The 21341-nt window shown below is 66.1% G+C and carries 17 protein-coding genes; 6 read left to right on the forward strand and 11 right to left on the reverse strand.

Features of this window, described 5'->3' with window-relative positions; genetic code table 11:
- Positions 1 to 8: 8 nt before the first annotated feature.
- On the forward strand, positions 9 to 2837 hold the full coding sequence (locus OHZ10_RS18005) for a toxin VasX (protein ID WP_342705466.1): 2829 nt from the start codon (positions 9 to 11) through the stop codon (positions 2835 to 2837).
- On the forward strand, positions 2834 to 3784 hold the full coding sequence (locus tag OHZ10_RS18010) for a hypothetical protein (protein WP_342705467.1): 951 nt from the start codon (positions 2834 to 2836) through the stop codon (positions 3782 to 3784). Before OHZ10_RS18005 ends, OHZ10_RS18010 begins: the two co-directional genes overlap by 4 nt.
- Positions 3785 to 3966: 182 nt before the next feature.
- Here the strand turns inward: OHZ10_RS18010 and OHZ10_RS18015 are convergent, their stop codons facing one another.
- The 7 genes from OHZ10_RS18015 to OHZ10_RS18045 form a co-directional block, all read right to left on the reverse strand.
- Positions 3967 to 5424 carry an OprD family outer membrane porin gene (locus OHZ10_RS18015; RefSeq protein ID WP_059238522.1) on the reverse strand — a complete coding sequence of 486 codons (1458 nt, stop codon included), beginning with the start codon at positions 5422 to 5424 and terminating at the stop codon, positions 3967 to 3969.
- Positions 5425 to 5589: 165 nt separating this feature from the next.
- The gene (locus OHZ10_RS18020; RefSeq protein WP_342705468.1) at positions 5590 to 6609 is read right to left on the reverse strand and encodes an oligopeptide/dipeptide ABC transporter ATP-binding protein; all 1020 of its coding nucleotides are present in this window, start codon (positions 6607 to 6609) and stop codon (positions 5590 to 5592) included.
- Positions 6606 to 7598, reverse strand: a complete 993-nt coding sequence (locus tag OHZ10_RS18025) for an ABC transporter ATP-binding protein (protein WP_174991658.1) — start codon at positions 7596 to 7598, stop codon at positions 6606 to 6608. The genes OHZ10_RS18020 and OHZ10_RS18025 overlap by 4 nt, the downstream gene beginning before the upstream one ends.
- 97 nt (positions 7599 to 7695) lie before the next feature.
- On the reverse strand, positions 7696 to 8598 hold the full coding sequence (locus tag OHZ10_RS18030; RefSeq protein ID WP_059238516.1) for an ABC transporter permease: 903 nt from the start codon (positions 8596 to 8598) through the stop codon (positions 7696 to 7698).
- A 13-nt stretch (positions 8599 to 8611) separates the two neighbouring features.
- Entirely contained in the window at positions 8612 to 9550 is a 939-nt protein-coding gene (locus OHZ10_RS18035; protein ID WP_059238514.1) for an ABC transporter permease subunit, read from the reverse strand.
- Between the two features lie 11 nt (positions 9551 to 9561).
- Positions 9562 to 11175, reverse strand: coding sequence for a peptide ABC transporter substrate-binding protein (locus OHZ10_RS18040; RefSeq protein WP_059238512.1), 1614 nt, complete (start codon positions 11173 to 11175; stop codon positions 9562 to 9564).
- 177 nt (positions 11176 to 11352) lie between these two features.
- Positions 11353 to 11934, reverse strand: a complete 582-nt coding sequence (locus OHZ10_RS18045) for a cupin domain-containing protein (RefSeq protein WP_059238510.1) — start codon at positions 11932 to 11934, stop codon at positions 11353 to 11355.
- A gap of 500 nt (positions 11935 to 12434) precedes the next feature.
- Between OHZ10_RS18045 and OHZ10_RS18050 the strand changes: the two genes are divergently transcribed.
- A complete protein-coding gene (locus tag OHZ10_RS18050; protein ID WP_059238508.1) occupies positions 12435 to 13955 on the forward strand; it encodes a peptide MFS transporter in 1521 nt (506 codons plus the stop codon).
- Positions 13956 to 14075: 120 nt separating this feature from the next.
- The gene (locus OHZ10_RS18055) at positions 14076 to 14282 is read left to right on the forward strand and encodes a hypothetical protein (protein ID WP_059238506.1); all 207 of its coding nucleotides are present in this window, start codon (positions 14076 to 14078) and stop codon (positions 14280 to 14282) included.
- Positions 14283 to 14328: 46 nt separating this feature from the next.
- Here the strand turns inward: OHZ10_RS18055 and OHZ10_RS18060 are convergent, their stop codons facing one another.
- From OHZ10_RS18060 to OHZ10_RS18070, 3 genes are all read right to left on the reverse strand, one after another.
- Positions 14329 to 15453 carry an OpgC domain-containing protein gene (locus tag OHZ10_RS18060; RefSeq protein ID WP_340625588.1) on the reverse strand — a complete coding sequence of 375 codons (1125 nt, stop codon included), beginning with the start codon at positions 15451 to 15453 and terminating at the stop codon, positions 14329 to 14331.
- A gap of 407 nt (positions 15454 to 15860) precedes the next feature.
- Entirely contained in the window at positions 15861 to 16760 is a 900-nt protein-coding gene (rarD, locus tag OHZ10_RS18065) for an EamA family transporter RarD (protein ID WP_342705469.1), read from the reverse strand.
- A gap of 16 nt (positions 16761 to 16776) precedes the next feature.
- Positions 16777 to 17073, reverse strand: coding sequence for an acylphosphatase (locus tag OHZ10_RS18070; RefSeq protein WP_034205906.1), 297 nt, complete (start codon positions 17071 to 17073; stop codon positions 16777 to 16779).
- Positions 17074 to 17227: 154 nt separating this feature from the next.
- Between OHZ10_RS18070 and hpnA the strand changes: the two genes are divergently transcribed.
- Entirely contained in the window at positions 17228 to 18235 is a 1008-nt protein-coding gene (hpnA, locus tag OHZ10_RS18075) for a hopanoid-associated sugar epimerase (RefSeq protein WP_011353724.1), read from the forward strand.
- A gap of 108 nt (positions 18236 to 18343) precedes the next feature.
- Entirely contained in the window at positions 18344 to 19747 is a 1404-nt protein-coding gene (locus OHZ10_RS18080) for a phage tail protein (protein WP_174991661.1), read from the forward strand.
- A 110-nt stretch (positions 19748 to 19857) separates the two neighbouring features.
- Here the strand turns inward: OHZ10_RS18080 and OHZ10_RS18085 are convergent, their stop codons facing one another.
- Positions 19858 to 21045 (reverse strand): glycosyltransferase, encoded by a 1188-nt coding sequence (locus OHZ10_RS18085; protein WP_342705471.1) that lies wholly within the window; start codon positions 21043 to 21045, stop codon positions 19858 to 19860.
- Between the last annotated feature and the right edge of the window lie 296 nt (positions 21046 to 21341).

The raw sequence follows: 21341 nt of genomic DNA on the forward strand, positions 1-21341 counted from the left end.
GACACCACATGGCAACCACCTCCCCAAAGGCCCTCGGCCCGAATCGTCCCAACGAGAAGCAAGTGGGCAAAGCCATCTCGCCGCCATCATGTGAACGAGGCGTGCCCGTCTACCCGTTGCGCTATGGCATCGCGGATCAAGCGCCGGATAAAACGGTGTTTTCCACACTTGGCACCGACGGCTATCCTGCGCTCACGGCAGGCAGAGCCTACGGCTTGCGCGTGCTGCGTCCAGGCAGCTACGTCTACCTCTGCTACTTCGAGAACGGTCGCATGTGGACGCAGCACTACCAGGTGACCGAGCAAGTGCGCTTTGCGCGCATCTGGTGGCGCAAGGCAGACGACGACCACGACGCACCGGGACGCCTGTCTGAACCGGATACCGCCGTGGCCAAGCCCTATCTGCTGGCACCCGAAACTGCCGAGACGGTATACGTTCTGGCGGCCGATACAGTGCTCACCCATGACACGCTCTGGCGTATCGAAACGAACAAGGACGGGCTGCGCGACAAACTCGCCACGACCGTCAAACCGGCAAATGGCGTCGGGCAGCCGCATGCGTTCAATGCCGCCCTGCTAGGCAACGCCACGCGCGAACTGGTACCGCCCGCCGTGTATGGCGTACCCATGCAGTACACGTGGAGCGAAATCTCGCTCCCTGACGGTATACCAGGGTACGGCGCTATCCTGACCGCCATGTCTATCGCCACGGCGCCGCGGAAAGACATCACACCATTGGCCGTGGTGTTGCAGGATCCGATCGGCGTGGTCAGCGAGTTGCACCATCTGGCCGCAGACGCTGTCAAAGCGAAGGCCCGGTACGAGGGCAAGCATGCCCACAAACTGCAAAGTGCGAAGTACATCGCCGATTACTTCGCGGCCGCGCAACAGCGCGCGCAACGGTCACCCGACGTGGCCAAAGTCGTCGCCAGGCAGCGCGACCTGATCGACTACAACGGCGCCATCGCCTTTCCTGCGAAACACGCCAATCAGCTTTCCGAGTTCGATACCCGTATCACGATAGCCGTTTCGGATGTCGTGGCCTGGGTCAAGCACCTCGGCAAACCCAGACGGCTAGGTGCTGCGCTCAGTTGCTTCGACCTGACCGTGCTGTGCAACGCACGCGACTATGAAAAAGCCGTGTTCCAGTGTCTCGGTGCCCTGGTTCATACCGACGAAGGGCAGAAAACGCTGGCGGACATCGTCGAGATGTCGGCCGACGAAAGCCCCTATTGGCTGGCCTTGATCAACGGCAGCCAAGTGCTCATGGAGCGCGTGAAAGACAAGACACTGGACATTGCCAGAAACGTTTTCGACGTGGTGGACAAATTCCTCGAGGAGCACGCGGCCACGCCGGCTACCAACGCGTTGATCGGCTTGTTGCAGGCACTACCGCCAGAGAGATCCGCTGATGTGCTGGTGCGGCGCATGCGCCACGTGCTCGAAATCCGCTTCAACGCCACCATTGTTCTTTACGAACTCGCGGTCGCCGATTTCCAGCGCTTCCTTTGGGAATTCCAGGGATTCCAGACGCTGGGCGCGGAGCGCATGCGCGGCTGGCAACTGTCTTCGCCCACGGTGATTCATGTGGAAGGGGCAGCACGCGTCGTGTTTTACGACTGGGTCAAGGTTGGCGAAACCACTTTCCGTGAACTGGATCAGGCACCTCCCCAACGACCGGCTTTGCCACCGAAGCGTCCTATCCGGTTGGAAGGGAATCCCTTTGTCAATGCGGTGAATCGTGTGCGGGGGCCGGGGGGGTACGTTTTTACAGGAGTGGGGGGATATCTGGCTTGGAAAGGTCTAAAAGACGCAGGTACCGAGTTCAATATGGCAAGAAACGATGCAGCAAACTTTGCGAGCTTTCTTGGAGCTGGCAGCGCTCTCATTGGCACCGGAATTGAAATGTCGGCAACAGCAGTCGCGTTCGGTGCCGAAAAGCGTATCAACGCGACTCTGGCAGCCAGTGTCAGGGTATTTTCCGCCAAGTACGGTGTTGCCATGTTCGGTGCCGGAGGCGCCGGCCTTGCGGCATTGGCTGACACCGTTCGTGCAGGTAACGCGTTAAGCGACAGCAACACCGTGCAAGCTAGTATGTATCTGACTTCAGGTCTCGCCGGAGGTGTTATGGCGCTCGCTGCGTGGGGCGGGGGCACGGCAACCGTGGCGACTATAGTTGGCGGCACCGGCCCGGCCGCCGCAGTACTGGGTCTCACACCGGCAGGATGGGTCGTGGTGGGCCTGATTGCCTTGGGCGTGGGCATCGCCTTTTCCGTCGGAGCGGATCTTACGAAACATGGGCCAGTGGAGATATGGCTCAAACACAGCGCGTGGGGCGCCAATCACCGCCATTACACCAACAGCGAGGAACTCGATGCCATCCACGGTCTCTATTTCCGCCCGCGCCTAAGCGCGGAATGGGACCAAGCCTCCGGTTATGAGGTCGGCACGCTACGTATCCATTGCCAACTGCCCGGCGTTAACGATCGGCCTGGCGAGCGTTTCCAGGCACGCCTGAAGGTCACCCTTCGGGGCAATCTGCTAACGCGGATCGACGGCCCGATTATGCATTCCATGGGAAGCAATCCCATCAATTACAAAGCTCAATGCTTAGTCACCGCCCTTGGCCATACCGGCAGCGAGTGCGGCTGGGCTATCCAGATGCATGAGGACTCTGTGGTAGCGCTGGAGTACCTGTATCGGCCTGCACCGGAAACGCAGCCTGGTTTAGTCATCGATCAGGCTGGTGCACCAGCCCCGTTGGTATTCACCTCTAGCGGCGTGTTCCGCGGCCCGATCGATCCGGCCAAGCTGGAGCCGGTACGAGCGCCCAAATGAGCGATGCAATCAAACGGTTGCCGGGCAACCTGCGCCTGGGTGGCACGAAGCTGTATCACGGTCAGGGCACAGGCGCATCACCGCAGCCGGATGGCGTGCGGAGAGTCAATATGCAGTGTGTGGAGTTGGAGACCTATGCCAACTTCACGCGTGGAGGAAGCGCAGGATTCGTTGGAATGTCGGTCATTGTGACCATTGCAACCACGATCCTAGGTATTTCCATTGTTGGTCTGGACGAGATGACTGTCCAAATCGCGATGAATATGCTGATTTGCGCTCCACTTCTGACTGGAATGGCTTTTTTGTTTTACTACGCAAGCGGCGCGCACCGCTGCCGCGGCGGCTTCATCCGCATCCATCGCGGCACCCGCAAGCTGTACTTCATCTACCCCAACGACCTCACGCGCTTGCATGTGCTCGACTGGGATCAGCTCGAAGTCCTCGCCGGCTATATCCCTATCGTCTCGGCCAGCGGCTATGCCAGCCGTCATCCCCTCTACCTGATCGGCGTCGATCACGCCATGACCCCGCCCACCGAGATCTGCGCGGCAGCCGGCAATCTCGGCATGGTCGACGGCGATCGCTCCGCTCGATCGTTGTGGGCGTATCTGCAAGCCTTTATGGCACACGGCCCGGAAGGCTTGCCCGAGCCCCCGCCGTTGCCTCCCCGGCTCAGCCGCGGGCAGGCCACGTTGCAACCCTACCGCGACTGGTACGCCGGCTTGCGTCGCACGTTGGCCAGGCCATACGGCAATCTCTGGGCACCTGTCGCCATTCCCCTGTGGCTTGGCTGGCTACTGATCAACGCCTTTCCCGACAGCGTTGGGGCCTGGCTGCAATACCACGTGCCTTATGCCACGTTCTCGAACGAGATCGACGAACTTTGCGGCTTTGCCGAGAAACGCAAGCCCGTGATCCGCGTCAACTGCGAGATCATCGAACCATGACAACGACAGTCAAGAACAGGCTGCCATCTGGCTTGTCGATGCACCAGCGGCTGTGCTTACTACGGTAGTGGCACAAACCATCCAACAGTGATCCGCATCAACCGATCCAGGTTCGGCAAGTACGCGTATTGAGCGCGCGGACGTCGCCGCGCGCATGCCCTTCCAGTTTCTCGCCCCGCCAATCAGAACGCGTGCAGCGGCAGGTTCACGACCAGACGGTACTCGCGGTTCGTCGCGTCCGAATAGTGAGCCGAACCGTTGTGCCACATCGCGATGAACGTGACCTTCGTGTCTTTCAGCTTGCCGCTCTGGAACGTGTACGACGGGATGAAGCCGAACTCGTGGTGACGGCCCTGCACCGGCGCGCCGTTGCTCCAGTAGATGCTCGACTTGCTCGGGTCGTTCGCCGCCCCCGCGCTGCCGTCCGCCCCCCAGCCCGTCACGCCCCAGACCATCGCCTTGAAGCCCGGCAGGCCCGCTTCCTTGCCGTAGAACGTGTAACGCAGCTGCAGCGATTTTTCGTGCGGCGCGTTGTAGTCGACGTCCATCGAGTTGGTCAGGAAGATGCCGTTCGTTTCGTTCAGGTAGTCGAAGAACTGGTCGCCGAGCACCTGCTGGAAGCCGAGCAGCAGCTCGTGCGGGCCGTGCTGTGCGGCCACTGACAGGCTGTATGCGTTGTTGTCGATCTTGCCCTGCAGCGCATCGCCCGTGTCGTGCGTCGAGTAGACGTTGCCGAAGCCGGTCCACTTGATCGTCTGCGGGCTGCCGATGCTGTGCTTCACCGACGCGTAGTACTGGTGCCACACGTCGTCGGCCTGGTTCGCGTACAGCGCAACTTCGCCGTTCGGCGAGTAGTCCCACGTGCCGCCGACGTACGACAGGCGATTGACGCGCGTGCCGCCGTACTGCGTCGTCAGGTTCGTGAGCGTCGTGTGACCGCGCGCGTCGGTCTTCGTGAAGCTGCCGGCCTCGAGCATCACGTTCTTGAATTCATTGCTGACGATCGTCGCACCGAGGAACGTCGGCGGCAGCGCACGGTTGTCGTGCTGCTCCATGAACGGGTTGTCGACGGCCTGCAGACCGTACTTGACCACCGTGTTCGAGATCCGCGCCTTGATGTCGTAGATGCCGGGGTATGCCCACGCCAGCTGGTTGCCGCCGCCGCCGCCCTTCGCGATGTGCACCATGCTGCCGGCACCCTGGCCGCCGTCGAGCTTGAGTGCCGCATACAGCGATGCGTCGAAGCCGATCCCGATCAGGCCCGTCGTGTAGCCCGACTCGAAGTTCGCCATCGCGCCCTGGACCCATGCGTGGCGATGCGGGCCGCCCTTGCTGTCGAGGACGTCCGAGTAGTTGCGGAACAGGAAGTCGAGGTGGCTGTCGGCGATGAAGCCCTTCGACTTCGACTGCGCCGACGGCTCATCGGGCGGCGTGACGGCCTGGGTCGCTTCGGCGTTGACAATGGCGTTCTGCGTCGGTGCGCCCGTGCCGTTGGCCGGTGCGGCCTGCGCGACCGTCAGCGGCGCGGGGGCCGCGTCGTCGGCGTGCGCGACGCCCGTCAACGAGACGCCGGCGAGTGCCGGCAGTCCCCATGCGAGCAGCATCTTCGATGCCGTCCCGATCGTCTTCTGCTTTTTCATCGTAATTCTCGTCTTGTGTTGATATCGTCCACGCCGGTTGCGATCCGCTTCCGGCCCCCCGGCGAGCCCGGCTAAGGACGCGCCTGTACCCGCGGCGCGAAGATCGTTCGCGCCGCACCTACCCCTGTTGACCTGCCTTGGTTATGTTTGCTGCGTCACTTCACATCACGCCGCGCCCGCGCGGATGCATGCGACGCGCGCCGCCGACCCCTGCCGAACTTCCGGCAGCGGCACGTCCTGCGCACACGCGTCGATCGCGACCGGGCAGCGCGTGCGGAATGCGCAGCCGGACGGCGGGTTGAGCGGCGAGGGCATCTCGCCCGCCAGCAGCATCGGACGGCGAGCACGCTCGCGCGCCGGCTCCGGCGTCGGCGCCGCATCGAGCAGCGCCTTCGTGTACGGGTGTTGAGGCACGCCGTACACGTCATGCCGCGTGCCGAACTCCATCACGCGGCCGAGATACATCACGAGCACACGCTGGCTGATCGCCTTGACCACCGCCAGATCGTGCGCGACGAACAGATAGGACAACGACAGTTCGCGCTGCAGGTCGCGCAGCAGGTTCACGATCTGCGCCTGGATCGACACGTCGAGCGCCGATACCGGTTCGTCGCAGATCACGAGCTTCGGCTCGCCGATCAGCGCACGTGCAATTCCGACGCGCTGGCACTGCCCGCCGGAAAATTCATGGGGATAACGCAACAGGTGATGCGCGTTCAGGCCGACGCGTTCGAGCATCGCGATCACGCGGCGGCGCACTTCGGTACGGCCGAGGCCGGACTGGTGCGTGACGAGCGGCTCCGCGACGACCTGTTCGATCGTCATGCGCGGGTCGAGCGACGCAAGCGGATCCTGGAAGATCATCTGCACTTCGCGCCGCATCGCGTTGCCGCGCAGGTGATCGGGCGTGACGGTTTCGCCGCGCCATTTCACGGTGCCGGCCGTCATCGGCACGAGGCCGATCAGCGCGCGCGCGAGCGTCGACTTCCCGCAGCCCGATTCGCCGACGAGCCCCACCGTCTCGCCGCGCTTCACGTCGAACGACACGCCGTCGACCGCGCGCAGCGTGCCCTTCGGCGACCACGGATAGCCGCCGAGCGGCACGCGGAAATGCACCTTCAGATTGTCGACGGACAGCAGCGTGTCGTCCGTCGCGCCGGCATCGCGGCGTTCATTGACGCTCATCGCAAACCTCCCGTCAGATCGGCCACGGGCCGGTGGCATGCGCGCACCGCGCCCACGGCGCCATAGGTTTCGAGCGCGGGGCGCGCGGCGCCGCAGCGTTCTTCCGCATACGTGCAGCGCTTCGCGAACGCGCAGCCGGCCGGCGCGGTGCCGGGCATCGGCGGATTGCCGGGAATCGCGACGAGCGGCGTGTCGTCCGCGTCGGTCAGGCGCGGCAGCGCATTGAGCAGGCCGATCGTGTACGGATGCGACGGCGCCGCGAAGATCGATTCGGCCGGCGCATGTTCGACGGTGCGGCCCGCATACATGACCATCACGTCGTCCGCGAGGCCGGCGACCACGCCCATGTCGTGCGTGATCAGCACGATCGCGGTGCCGCGCTCGCGGTTCAGCTCGCGCAGCAGGTCGATGATCTGCGCCTGCACGGTCACGTCGAGCGCGGTGGTCGGCTCGTCGGCGATCAGGATTTCCGGCTCGGACAGCAGCGCCATCGCGATCATCACGCGCTGCCGCATGCCGCCCGAGAACTCGTGCGGATACATGCGGATGCGGCGTGCCGCATCGGGAATGCGCACCGATTCGAGCGCCTCGATCGCGCGCTTGGTCGCTTCCTTGCGCGACAGCTTGCGATGCAGCTGCAGCGTCTCGGTCATCTGCCGCTCGATCGTGAGGAACGGATTGAGCGACGTCATCGGATCCTGGAAGATCATCGCGATCCGGTCGCCGCGCACCGCGTTCAGTGCGCGCGTATCCATCTCGAGCAGGTTGTCGCCGCGGTAGCGGGCGGCGCCCGTCGTCGCGCCGTTGCCGGCCAGCAGGCCGAGCAGCGCCATCACGGTCTGGCTCTTGCCCGAGCCCGATTCGCCGACGATGCCGAGCGTCTTGCCGGCTTCGAGCGAGAACGACACGCCGCTCACGGCGTCGATCGGCGGCGCATCCTTGCGCGTGAAGCGCACGCCGAGGTTGTCGACTTCCAGCAGTGCTGTCATGTCAGCCTCCGCCGGGCCGCCCGGTACTTCGATGGAAGCGCCCGGGGGGGCTGCGCGCCCCCGGGCGAGCGAAGCGAACGTGGGAGTTGTTTCATCGTCAGCGATCCTTCGGGTCGAGCGCGTCACGCAGGCCGTCGCCAACGAAGTTCACGCAATAGAGCGTCACGCACAGCATGACGGCCGGAGCCAGCAGCAGCCACGGCATCGATTCCAGTTTCTGCGCGCCGTCCTGGATCAGCACGCCCCAGCTCGTCATCGGTTCCTGCACGCCGAGGCCGAGGAACGACAGCACCGATTCGGTCAGCACGATGTTCGGCACCGAGACCGTCGCGTACACGACGACCACGCCGAGCAGGTTCGGCACGACGTGGCGCAGCACGATCGAGGCCGGCGACACGCCGATCGCGCGCGCCGCATCGACGAACTCGCGGTTGCGCAGCGACAGCGTCTGGCCGCGCACCACACGCGCCATGTCGATCCACGAGAACGCGCTGATGGTCAGCACGACCAGCATGAACGAGCGGCCGAACAGGGTCATCATCAGGATCGCGATCAGCAGGTACGGGATCGCATACATCATGTCGACGACGCGCATCATCAAGGAGTCGACACGGCCGCCCGCGAAGCCCGCGGTCGCGCCCCACGCGACGCCGAACAGGCCCGACACGAGCGTGCCGAGCAGGCCGACCTCGATCGACACGCGGCCGCCGATCAGCGTGCGCACGAGCAGGTCGCGGCCAAGCTCGTCGGTGCCGAACCAGTGCTGGTTCGCCCAGGTCGGCGGCAGGCTGATCGAGCCCCAGTCGCTCGCGGCGGGATCGGCCGCGAGCAGCCACGGGCCGACGAAGCAAGCGAGCGTGATCAGCGCGAGCAGCACGAGGCTGAGCACCGCTGCGCGGTTGTGAAGGAAGCGCGCGAACGCAAGCTCGAGCGGCGAGCGCGAACGCGGCGGCGAATCGGTCTGCACGGGCAGGCCGACGACAGGAGTAGTCGGAGTCATCGCTGTGCCTCGCTCAATAGCGGATGCGCGGATCGAGCCATGCGTACGCAAGGTCGACCAGCAGGTTGAACAGCACGGCGCAGACGGTCGTCAGCACGACGAGGCCGAGCACCAGCGTGTAATCGCGGTTGATGGCACCGTTCACGACGAGCTGCCCGAGGCCCGGCAGCGCGAACACCGATTCGGTGACGACGGCCGCCGTGATCGACGTGATGCAGACCGTGCCGAACAGCGACACGACCGGCATCAGCGCGGGCTTCAGTGCGTGGCGCAGCACGATCGTCGAGCCCGGCAGGCCCTTCGCGCGCGCGGTGCGGATGTAGTTGCTCGACAGCGTCTCGATCATCGAGCCGCGCATCACGCGTGCGAGCAGCGACACGTTGATGAGGGTCAGCAGCGCGATCGGCAGCAGCCGGTAGCGCCAGCCGCCGTCGCCCCAGCCGCCGGCCGGCAGCCAGCCGTTGCCTTCCGACGTCTTCAGCAGGATCGCGAAGATCCACACCATGACGGGACCGAGCACGAACGGCGGCACGACGTTGCCGAAGTTGCCGATCAGCATCACGAAGCGGTCGATCGCGCTGTCGCGGCGCACGGCCGCGACGGTGCCGAGCAGCACGCCGAACACGATCGAGATCGGGATCGACACGCCGCCCACGCCGAGGCTCACGGGCAGCGCCTTCTTCACGAGATCGTTCACCGACCAGTCGACGTAACGGAACGACGGGCCGAGATCACCGTGCAGCAGCGAGCCGAGATACATCAGGTACTGCTTCCACAGCGGCTCGTCGAGGTGGTATTTCGCGTTCAGGTTCGCGAGCGTCGCGGCGGACAGCTGCTTCTCCGTATCGAACGGACCGCCGGGCGTGAAATGCAGCAGCAGGTAGCAGACGGTGATGACCGCGAGGATGGTCGGCACCGCCCACAACGTGCGCCTCAATGCGTAGGCCAGCATGATCGCTCCGCTCAGTGCTTGATCAGGTACATGTCCTGCGAAGCACGCATGTCGATCACGTTCTTCAGCGAGTAGCCGCCCACGTAGGACTTCACGAGACGGTCGGCCGAGTACTGGAACAGCGGCACCATCGGCGTGTCGTTCATCGCTGCGTCGTGCGCCTGCGTGAGCAGTGCGGCGCGCGCCTTGTCGTCGAGCTTCTGGTTGCCTTCCTCGACGTACGCATCGACCTGCTTGTTGCAGTAGCCGACGGTGTTCTGCGAGCTGCCGCAGCGGATCAGGTCGAAGAAGGTCATCGCGTCGTTGTAGTCGGCGAACCAGCCGTCGCGCGCGATCTGCACCTTGCCGTCATGACGCTCCTTCATCAGCACCTTGAACTCGACGTTCTCGAGCTTCGTGTTGACGCCGAGCTTCGTACGCCATTCCGATGCGGTGAACAGCGCGACCTTCTTGTGCAGGTCGTTGGTGTTGTACGTCAGCGTGAACGACAGCGGCTTCGCATCCGAGTAGCCGGCCTGCTTCAGCAGGTTCTTCGCGGTTTCGACGCGCTTGGCCATCGGCCACGCCGCCCATTCCGGCGTGAACGACTGCACGCCCTTCGTGCCGTTCGGCATCAGGCCGTACATCGGCTTCTCGCCGGCCTGCGTGAGCTTCTGCGTCAGCACGTCGCGATCGATCACCATCGACAGCGCCTGGCGCACGCGCTTGTCCTTCAGCGCCGCGTCGCTGTTGTTCAGGTAGTAGTAGTACGTCGCGAGCTGCAGGCCCGGGCGCAGTTCGCCGCCGAACTGCTTGCTGACCTGCTGGAAGATGCCCGACGGGATCGAGTAGCTGTAGTCGATCTGGCCGGCCTGGTACATGCGCATCGCGGTTTCGTCGCTTTCGATCGGCAGGTACGTGACCTTGTTGATCACGACCTTCGGCGCGTTCCAGTACTTCGCGTCCTTCGACACGACGATACGGTTGTTCGGCTGCCAGTCGACGAGCTGGTATGCGCCGTTGCTGACGATGTTGCCCGGGCGCGTCCATGCGTCGCCGAACTTCGCGACGACGTCCTTGTTCACCGGCACGAGCGGCGCCATCGCGGTCAGTTCGGGGAAGAACGCGACGGGCACGTCGGTCGTCACTTCCAGCGTGTACGGATCGACGGCGCGCACGCCGAGCGTCGACGGCGCGGCCTTGCCCGCAATGATGTCCTTCGAGTTCTTCACGAACTCGACGAGGATCGTGTATTTCGAGCCGGTCTTCGGATCGACGAGGCGCTGCCACGAATAAACGAAATCGGCGGCCGTCACCGGCTGGCCGTTGCTCCACTTCGCGTCATGGCGAAGCTTGAAGATCCACGTCTGCGGCGTCTTGCGTTCCCACGACAGCGCGACGCCCGGCACGACCTGGCCGGATGCATCGATGCGGGCCAACCCTTCGAACAGGTCGAGGCCGATCGTGTTGCCGGTCCACGATTCGATGTGCGCGGGGTCGAGCGACTCGACTTCGGCGGGCACCTGTCGCGTCAGATCCTGTTGAGGAGCGAGCGCGACGTTCGACGGGACGGTAACGGCGTGGGCAACAGGCGTCGTCAGGGCGAGCGCGGCCAGCACGGCCGACATGGCATGCAAGGATTTCATCGTGGCTGTCTAGAGAAGGTTGGTTCGGGGCGTCGCGCGGCGGATGCCGCGGATTACGCGTGAGACGCTGACGGGTACAGCGATTGAGGAGGCCCGTGATTCTCGTATTGCATATTAGTATTCCTTACGTTTCTTTCGACAGGCATCCCGTCTTGGAAACGAAGGAATACCTGTGCGTTAGAACAGCCTTGGTGTACCGACCCAGACCACCACCGACTCCACTTTCGCGGTGTTGACCCAGCTGTGCGGCACCGTCGACTGATAGTGCGAGCTGTCGCCGGCCTGCAGGACGAACGTCTTGCCTTCCAGCGTCAGCGACACTTCCCCTTCAATCACATACAGGAACTCCTCTCCTGCATGCGTCGTCACCTCCGACCGCTTCTGCCCCGGCGGCATCCTCACGAGGATCGCCTCCAGCTGGCGCCCTTCGGATACGTTCGTCAGCCGCGCGAACAGGTTCGCCGAATCGGCAAACCCGAAGAAGCGCAACTGCTCGCCTCGGCAGACCGAGCGCTCTTCACTCGGCGTATCCACGAAGTACTGCACCGTCACACCGAGCGCGTGCGCGATACCGGCCAGCGATGTCAGGGACGGTGACGCGAGCCCGCGCTCGACTTGAGACAGAAACGGCTTCGAAATCCCCGCGGCGGTAGCGGTGTCGTCGAGCGTGCGCTTGAGTCGTTGGCGCAACGCGCGAATCTTGCTGCCCAGTGCGGCGGCAGCGTCTGCAGACCGCGAGTTTTCAGTGGGGGGAACCATAGCAGGCCGAAAAGTGATCGTCAAAAAATGTTTGATGGAAAATAACTAAGTTAGATCGATATAGCTTAGTCTTCGGGTTCGCACACGTCTTCGGTGTTGAGCCCGGTGCGCTAAACAGGGCACGAGGCGAGCGAAACGACGCGCTATCTTGCCAGACTCGCCCGCTTCACAGGCAAGCTGCAAGCGGCTCTCCGGGAATCTTCGGAGGACCTGCGCGGATTCTTACAAATAGATGATGAGACGAATGTTCCTGAAAGCTGCTGCCAAATCGGGAGTTTCCCTAGGTAGCACACACCTGTCGCACCGGACCGGCAACCGTTACCATGCGCGCGCCGGTCGGGGACCTTCCCCGCCCCACCAGGCGGTGTCCGACCCCGGCCCGGGCTAATCCGCCCGACTGTTCCATCGCCAGCGCAAAGCTTACCCGGCCCATTGCGCACAGGCGCCAGTTCGACCCCAAGACGACGCGCGATCCGTGCCGTCCGTTTCAACCGAGATTGATGATGCATGCACCTGTTTCACAAACCCGATCGTTCACGACGGTCTTCCTCATCGAAATGTGGGAGCGCTTCGGCTACTACGGCATGGCCGCGCTCCTGGTCCTCTTCATGGTCGACCGGCTCGGTTTCACCGACAGCCATGCGAACCTGACCTGGGGTGCGTTCACCGCACTCGTCTATGCCGCGCCGTCGATCGGCGGCTGGATCGGCGACAAGGTGCTCGGCGCCCGCCGCACGATGATCATCGGCGCGTCCGTGCTGTGCGCCGGCTACCTGATGCTCGCGGTACCGAACGATCACCTGACGTACATGTATGCGTCGCTCGGCGTGATCGTCGTCGGCAACGGCCTGTTCAAGGCCAACGCGGCGAACCTCGTGCGCCGCATCTACGAAGGCGACGACGCGCGCATCGACAGCGCGTTCACGATCTACTACATGGCGGTCAACATCGGCTCGACGGTGTCGATGCTCGCGACGCCGTGGATCAAGGATCACTGGGGCTGGCACACCGCGTTCGCAGTCTGCTGCGGCGGCATGCTGCTCGCGATCCTCAACTTCATGCTGATGCACCGCACGCTCGCGCACGTCGGCTCGAAGCCGGACGACGAACCGATCCGCTGGAAGCGCCTCGGCGCGGTCGCGCTGGGTGGCGTCGCGCTCGCGCTGGTCACGCTGTACGTGCTGCAGCACAAGCAGCTCGCGGTCGCCAGCGTGTGGACGGCAGCGTTCGCGATCCTCGCGATCTTCGCCTACATGATCGCGAAGTCGGAGCGCTCGGAGCGCGCGGGCCTGATCGCGGCACTCGTGCTGATCGGCCAGGTGATCCTGTTCTTCATCTTCTACGTGCAGATGTCGACGTCGCTGACGCTGTTCGCGCTGCGCAACGTCGATCCGCGCTTCATGCTGTTCGGCACGACGCTGTTCACGTGGAGCGCCGCGCAGTTCCAGGCGCTGAACCCGATCTGGATCATGCTGCTGAGCCCGGTGCTCGTGCTGATCTACAACGGCATCGCGAAGGGCGGCCGTGACCTGCCGGTCGCGGCGAAGTACGCGCTCGGTTTCGGCGCGGTCGCCGCGGGCTACCTGGTGTTCACGATCAGCGGCCGCTACGCGGTGGACGGCCGCGTGTCGTCGTGGTTCATGGTGTGGGGCTACGGCCTCTACTCGCTCGGCGAACTGCTGGTGAGCGGCCTCGGCCTCGCGATGATCGCCCGCTACGTGCCGGCGCGCATGAGCGGCTTCATGATGGGCGCGTATTTCGTCGCGACGGGCGTGTCGCAGTACCTGGGCAGCGTCGTCGCGAACTTCGCGCAGATGCCGTCGCACGACCTGCCGGCTACCGATTCGCTGCCGCTCTACCTGTCGCTGTTCGAGAAGCTCGGCTGGCTCGCCGCGATCGGCATGGTGCTCGCGCTGCTGCTGCTGCCGCTGATGAACCGCCTGTCGCGCCAGCATCAACGCTGCGCGGAAGAGCGCCGCGAAGAGGCACTGCAGGCGCAGGGCGTCGCCACGGCGCAGTAAGTAATATCCCTCGGCGTGCGGCCTGCACGCCACATTCTCCCGCCAGGCACGCGAACGCGTCCTACACTGGTTGCAGGACGTGCATCTGCTTCGCACGATGCGCACTGGCGGGAGAAAGCCATGAAAAGCAAGACAACGCGGCTGCTGAGAATACTGTCGGACATCCGGCACGCTCAGCGCTGCACCGCGATGCGCGCCGCCCGGGCCGCAGCCGAAGCCGACGCGGTTCTCGCCGAGCCTGACGATCCGGCGCAGGACGAACGCGACGACACCGAATCCGACGACGCAACCGCCGTTCCCCGCTCCCGTATCGGCTCACCTCACTGACGCCGCGCGGCACATTCCGTGCCGCACGCGCCGCCTTTCGCACCGCTCACGCAGCCGCACTGCGCCACCGCGCGATCCACGTTCCCGAACCGGCCACGGCCATCATCAGCCCGAGCGCGCATGCGTCGGCCACGAGGCCCACGCCGACATGCCGCAGATCGTCGCTGCGCACGACCGGATGCAGCAGCGAATCGATGACGAGCGAGATCGCCGCGCCCGCAACGAAGCAGATCAGCCCGCGCTGGCCGACCGCCACGACGGGCCGCACGCCCTGCGCTATCCGCGCGATCCAGCCGAAGCGCACGCAATCGGCCATCAGCCACGCGACGGCCGCGAAGCTCACGACACGCGGCAGTGCGAGGTCGCGCTTGAGCACGCCTTCGGGCAGCGGCAACCCCGAGAACAGCTTGTAGCTTGCGCAACCGAGCACGACCGCGCACGCGAGCCCGGTTGCCGCCGCGCCCCAGCGCCCGAGCGCGAGGTGCCGGTAAAACGGCTGGCAGCGCGCCAGCACGCCGGCGACGAACATCAGCTGCCATGCGAACGGGTTGAAGCTCCAGCGGAAGCCGTCGGTGTCCAGCAGCTCGGGGCCGAGCCAGCCCGCCGCGATCCACGATGCGGCGCTGAGCGCGACCAGCAGCCACGGATGACGCCGCGCGAACGGCACGAGCACCGGCGACGCGAGCGCGAACAGCACGTACATCGGCAGCACCGACGCGAGATACGGCTGGCGCTGGAATGTCAGCAGTTCGGCTGCGCCCGTGAGCGGCGACGCGAGCATCACGCTGACGTCGTCGAGTGCGAGGTTCGGCGCGTCGATCCCGTAGTGATCGAGCACGGCCGACACGACGAGCATCAGCGTCGACGTCGCGAGAAACGCGCGGTAGATCTGCATCGCGCGACGCACGAAGCGCTGCTGCGCGGCACGCGCACCGTGCCGTTCGGCGATCGCGCCGTACGCGCTCGCGGTCGCGAAGCCGCCGAGAAACACGAACACCTCGGCCGCATCGCACAGCGCGAACGCGTGCAGCGTCACGCGCGACAGCACGCTCGCGCCGATGTGATCGACGACGATCATCAACAGCACGAGCCCGCGGAAGAAGTCGATTTCGATCAGGCGGCCGCCGCGCGACGGCTGAACCGTGGCGGCAGGCGGCGGGCTCAACGACATGAGCGCACCTGCGCGACGGCGGTGCGACGCGCACCGGGGAGGGAATCGGGAAGGAGAAGGCGAGCGCGATCGGCGGCGATACGCGTATGCTCGCATCGCGCCAACCCGGCCGGCCAGGCACGGAGATGACCGTTCATTGAAAAGCTGCATACGAAGGGAAGTCGGTCAGGCCAGTCTAATGGCCGATCCGGGCAGACCCTAAGTAACAAAGTGCAACCGAATCTTCTGTTCGATTACACGCCCGAGCCTTGTGGAGAGAAGCGGTCAGCGTCGCCAGATTCACGTCAGCGCGACGCCAGTTTGCGGTCAGCCTCGCTGCATGCGCGTGCCGAGCGATCGATGCCCGACCGCTGGATGATGCACGATACGCGGCACGTTCCGTGCGGCCGCCGCATCGCGACCGGTGCTTATCCGCGTGCGGGCAAGCGCCGCATCAGCATCGCGCTGTGCCACGCGGTGAGCGCGACGGCAACCCAGATCGGGCCGTAGGTCGCGAGCTTCGCGACGCTCAGCGTCTCGCCGAGCAGCAGCAGCGACACGGCGACGAGCAGCACGGGCTCGACGTAGCCGAGGATCCCGAACAGCGCCATCGGCAGCATCCGGCTCGCCTTCAGGTAGCTCGCGAGCGCGAGCGTGCTGAGGATGCCGAGCCCCGGCAACAGCACGGCCCACAGCACCGGATGCACGGCGACGCGCGTCGTGCTCGTCGAAACCATCGCGAACGCGATCGGGCACAGCAGCGCGATCTCGACCGCGAACGCGGCCAGCGAATCGGCGTTGATCCGCCGGCGCAGCACGAAATACGGCGGATAGCCGAGCGCGACGACGAGCGTCGGCCACGCGAACGCGCGCGTCGCCCACATTTCATGCGCGACGCCGAGCGCGGCGCACGCGACCGCCGCCCATTGCAGCGGATCGAGCCGTTCGTGATAGTAGAAGCGGCCGACGAGCACCATCGTCAGCGGCAGCAAGAAATAGCCGAGCGATACTTCGAGCATGCGGCCGTGCAACGGCGCCCACAGGAACAACCACAGCTGCACGCCGAGCAGCGCCGCGCTCACCGGCAGCGCGATCAGCAGGCGCCAGTCGCGCACGGTGCGCCGCGCGAGCTCGACGAGCGCCGGCCAGCGGCCGCGCAGCGCGATCAACGCAAGCGCGCCCGGCGCGGTCCACAAGACGCGCCACGCGAAGATGTCGAGCCCCGTGAGCGGCGCGAGCAGTTTCGCGTAAGCCGACATCAGCGCGAACAGCGTCGACGCCATCACCGACAGCATGAGGCCGCGCCCGGCTTCCGGATACCCCGTCATGATTGTTCCGCGCCTCTTACTGCTGCTGGAAACGCTCGAAGCGCCGTTCGGTCTGGCGCTCCTCGAACGTCACTTCGGTGACGCGCGCGGCCGGCGGCCCGTGCCGCAGCCACGCGAGCATCCGGTCGATCTGCGCGCCGGGGCCCTGGATCATCGCCTCGACGGTGCCGTCCTCGAGATTCGCGACCCAGCCGCGCAGTTTCAGCGCATGCGCTTCGCGCACCGTCGCATGACGAAAGCCGACGCCCTGCACGACGCCGCGCACCCGCACGTAGTAGGTCTCGATCCGTTCGTCCAGCTCATTGCGGCTCATCGCGTCGCCCTCCGGTTGCATTCAAGCCCGGCATTGTAGTCGCGTCGGCCGCTTCGCACACGCGCCGGCCAGGCGTCGCCGCGCGCGCCGACCACGTACAATCTCGCCGATGCTCAACCGCCGCGCCGCCCGCGCGCGGCCCTGAAGGAAACGCATGACTGATACCTCCCGCGATCTCGTTCTCGTCACCGGCGCGTCCGGTTTCGTCGGCTCGGCCGTCGCACGCATCGCGCAGCAGAAAGGCTATGCGGTGCGCGTGCTCGTGCGCCCGACCAGCCCGCGCACGAACGTCGCGGATCTCGACGCCGAGATCGTCACCGGCGACATGCGCGACGAGGCGTCGATGCGCGCCGCGCTGCGCGGCGTGCGCTACCTGCTGCACGTGGCGGCCGACTACCGGCTGTGGGCGCCCGATCCCGACGAGATCGAGCGCGCGAACCTCGAGGGCGCGGTCGCGACGATGCGCGCGGCCCGCGCGGAAGGCGTCGAGCGAATCGTCTACACGAGCAGCGTTGCGACGCTGAAGGTGACGAGCGCCGGCGATCCGTCCGACGAGAATCGGCCGCTCACGGCCGAACAGGCGATCGGCGTGTACAAGCGCAGCAAGGTGCTCGCGGAGCGCGCGGTCGAGCGGATGATCGCCGACGAGGGGCTGCCGGCCGTGATCGTCAATCCGTCGACGCCGATCGGCCCGCGCGACGTGAAGCCGACGCCGACCGGCCGCATCATCGTCGAAGCCGCGCTCGGCAAGATTCCCGCGTTCGTCGATACGGGGCTGAACCTCGTGCACGTCGACGACGTCGCACACGGCCACTTCCTCGCGCTCGAGCGCGGCCGGATCGGCGAGCGCTACATCCTCGGCGGCGAGAACCTGCCGCTGCAGCAGATGCTCGCGGACATCGCGCAGATGACGGGCCGCAAGGCGCCGACGATCGCGCTGCCGCGCTGGCCGCTGTACCCGCTCGCGGTCGGCGCCGAAGCGGTCGCGAAGTTCACGAAGAAGGAACCGTTCGTCACCGTGGACGGGCTGCGGATGTCGAAGAACAAGATGTATTTCACGTCCGCGAAGGCCGAACGCGAACTCGGCTACCGCGCGCGTCCGTACCGCGAAGGGCTGCGCGATGCGCTCGACTGGTTCGGCTCGGCGGGCTACCTGAAGTAACACAAAGCGGCGCACCTCGCGCCGCTTTGCGCACTTTGTTACACGACCCGCGCGGCCCGGCACCGGCGCAGCGGGTAAAATCGCGGGTCTTACGCAGAGAAGACACGCATGAACCTGAACGATCAGATCGCTTCGCTCACCACGGGCGTCGATCAGCTCCTCCACGATCACCACGCCGCCCAGCAGGCGGCCCGCAGCGCGGAAGCCTTCGCGCGCGCCGCCGCATCGGAAGCCCAGGCCGCAGCCGAACGTCACGCCGCCGCCGAAACCGAAGCGCAGGCCGCCGCGCAGCGCCACACGGCCGCTGCCGCCGACGCCGACGCCGCGCAACAGCGCCATGCCGACGCGACCGCCGCCGCCGAAGCCGCCGCCCAACGTCATACGGATGCTGCCGCGCAGGCCGAAGCGGCCGTGCAGCGCCATGCGGAAGCCACCGCGCTGACCGAAGCGCTCGCGCAGCGTCACGCGGATGCCGAAGCCGCATCGCAGCGCCACGCGGCTGCGATCGCCGAAGCCGAAGCTGCTGCGCAGCGCCATCACGCCGCCGCGACCGAAGCCGATGCCGCTGCGCAACGTCATGCGGCCGCGACCGTCGAAGCCGGGGCCGCCGCGAAGCGTCACGCGGAAGCGACCACCGAGGCCGAAGCCGCCGCACAGCGTCACACAGCCGCGATCGCGGAAGCCGAGGCGCTTGCGCAACGTCACATGCAAGCAATCGCCGAGGCCGAAGCCACCGCGCAGCGTCACGCCGATGCGGCCGCCGAGGCCGAAGCCGTCACGCAGCGCCACGCGGAAGCGATCGCGCAGGCCGAAGCCGCCGCGCAACGCCACGCCGACGCGACCGCCGAGGCCGAGGCCGTCACGCAACGCCATGCCGCGGCGATCGCACAGGCCGAAGCGGCCGCGCAGCACCATGCGAAGGCCATCGCCGACGCCGAGGCGCTGGTCGAGGCCGTCGTCAAGGAAGCCGCGACGCACACGGCAGCGGCTACGGCCGTAGCCGCCGAAGTCGTCGCCCCGGCGTCGTCGGACACGCCGGCGGCGGAAACCGTCGTGAGCGCAATGGCACCGGCCGAGGCCGAAACGGCCGACGTTTCCGACGCACCGGCCGACGCGGGAACCGCGATCGTCCCGGCCGCACAAGCCGAACCTGCGGTGGAAACCGAAACTGCTGCTGCGCCGGCCGACAAGGCGACGCTGCACGTCGCGCGCCCGTCGCAGAACGAACTCACGCTGACCGTCAACGGCCAGTCGATCACGCTGAATCCGGAGCAACTGGGCCAGCTGATCGAGGAACTCGCGCATGCACGCGCGTCGATGCAGCCGGAGCCGCCGCCCGGCATCCCGGCCGGCTGGCGTTTCGTGACGACGAAGAACCCGATGATGGCCGTGCAGAAGCAGTCGAACGGCGACCGCCTGCTGGTCGCGCGCCACACCGGCTACGGCTGGGTGCCGTTCACGTTCTCGCCGGACGTCGTGATCCAGATGTACATGATGCTGACCCAGCGGTAAGCACACGCGCTGGCGGCAGCCCCCGCCAAAAACGAAACAGCCCGACCGGTTTGCACCGATCGGGCTGTTTCGTTTGCCGGCTGCCGGGAGGCACGCCTCCCGGAACACGCTCAGCGATCCACCGGCGCCTGCACGCGCGCCTTCCACTGGCCGCCCTTGCCGCGCCAGTAGCGCCACGCGGACGCGAACGTCGCGCCGACGTAGAACAGCGCGACGAGCGGCAGCGCGGGCGCCCACAGCGGCGAGCGCCGGTAGTAGCGCAGCATCGGCGCATACGCGGCGCACATCGACGCCCACGCGAGCCAGGCCGGCCACGCACGCGCGCCGTACGCGAGCGCCGCGACGGGCGGCACGAGATAGATGATCGTCATCCCGAGCAGCGTGCCGGCCAGCAGCAGCGGCGAATAGTGCAGCTGCGTGAACGCAGTGCGCGCGATCATGTTCCAGATGTCGCGCCAGCTGTCGTACGGGCGCAACGACACGCTGCGGTCGGCCAGGTCGAGACGGATCGGATGGCGGCCGCTGCCGCGATGCTTGATCTGCGCGGCCAGGCTGCAGTCGTCGATCAGCGCGCCGCGGATCGACTCGATGCCGCCCGCTTCCTCGAGCGCCGTGCGCTTCACGAGCATGCAGCCGCCGGCGGCGCCGGCCGTGCGGTTGCGCGGGTTGTTGATCCACGAGAACGGGTACAGCTTCGCGAAGAAGAACACGAACGCCGGGATCAGCGCCTTTTCCCAGAACGAATCGCAACGCAGCCGCACCATCAGCGACACGAGATCGCGGTTCTCGGCCTGCGCGCGCGTCACGAGCTGCGCGACGGCATCGGGCGGATGGCCGATGTCGGCGTCCGTCAGCAGCAGGTAGTCGGCCGGCAGGCCAAGCGTCTGCACCGCGGCGATCCCCTGCGACTGCGCCCACACCTTGCCCGACCAGCCGGCCGGCAGCGGCTTCGCGGCCAGCACCGTCAGCCGGTCGGCGCGGTTGATCGCGAGCGCGGCCGCGCGGGCCGCGTCGGCAGTGCCATCGTCGCTGTGGTCGTCGACAATGATCAGATGAAATCCGCCCGGGTAATCCTGCTCGAGCAGCGAGGTCGCTGCGCGAGCGATCACGTCGGCTTCGTTACGCGCCGGCACGACCGCAACGACGGCCGGCCAGCCAGCCTCGGCAGCCGCCCCGCGTGCCTCGGGCGGCAGCGGCCGCGCAGGCTGCGCACGCCAGAAACTGCCGCGCGCGACGAGCAGCACGATCCAGATCATCAGCGACAGGCCGGACACCAGGAAAGCAATCACCAGCATCATCGGCATGCCTCCTGCCGGACGCCGGCATGCCCGATATCAATAGGGGTCAGGAACAAAACGCCCGAAACCGCACCGGCGGACGGGCAATACGCGTAAGAATCGACGGTCATCGAATGGCCTTGAAATGAGCGCGACGCCGGGCAGCCGGAGCGGCCGCCCGCGAAACCGCGTAGTTTACTGGGTTCCGCGCACGCCAGCGCCGACGCGGCTCTCCCGCAATTGCAACAGCGCCGACACAGCACCAGAGCAAGGACGGCGCGATAGGGTTAAAATGCGCGATTAATTCGGGGTTCCGG

Source organism: Burkholderia arboris (assembly GCF_038723655.1).
In the GTDB taxonomy this organism is placed as follows: domain Bacteria; phylum Pseudomonadota; class Gammaproteobacteria; order Burkholderiales; family Burkholderiaceae; genus Burkholderia; species Burkholderia arboris.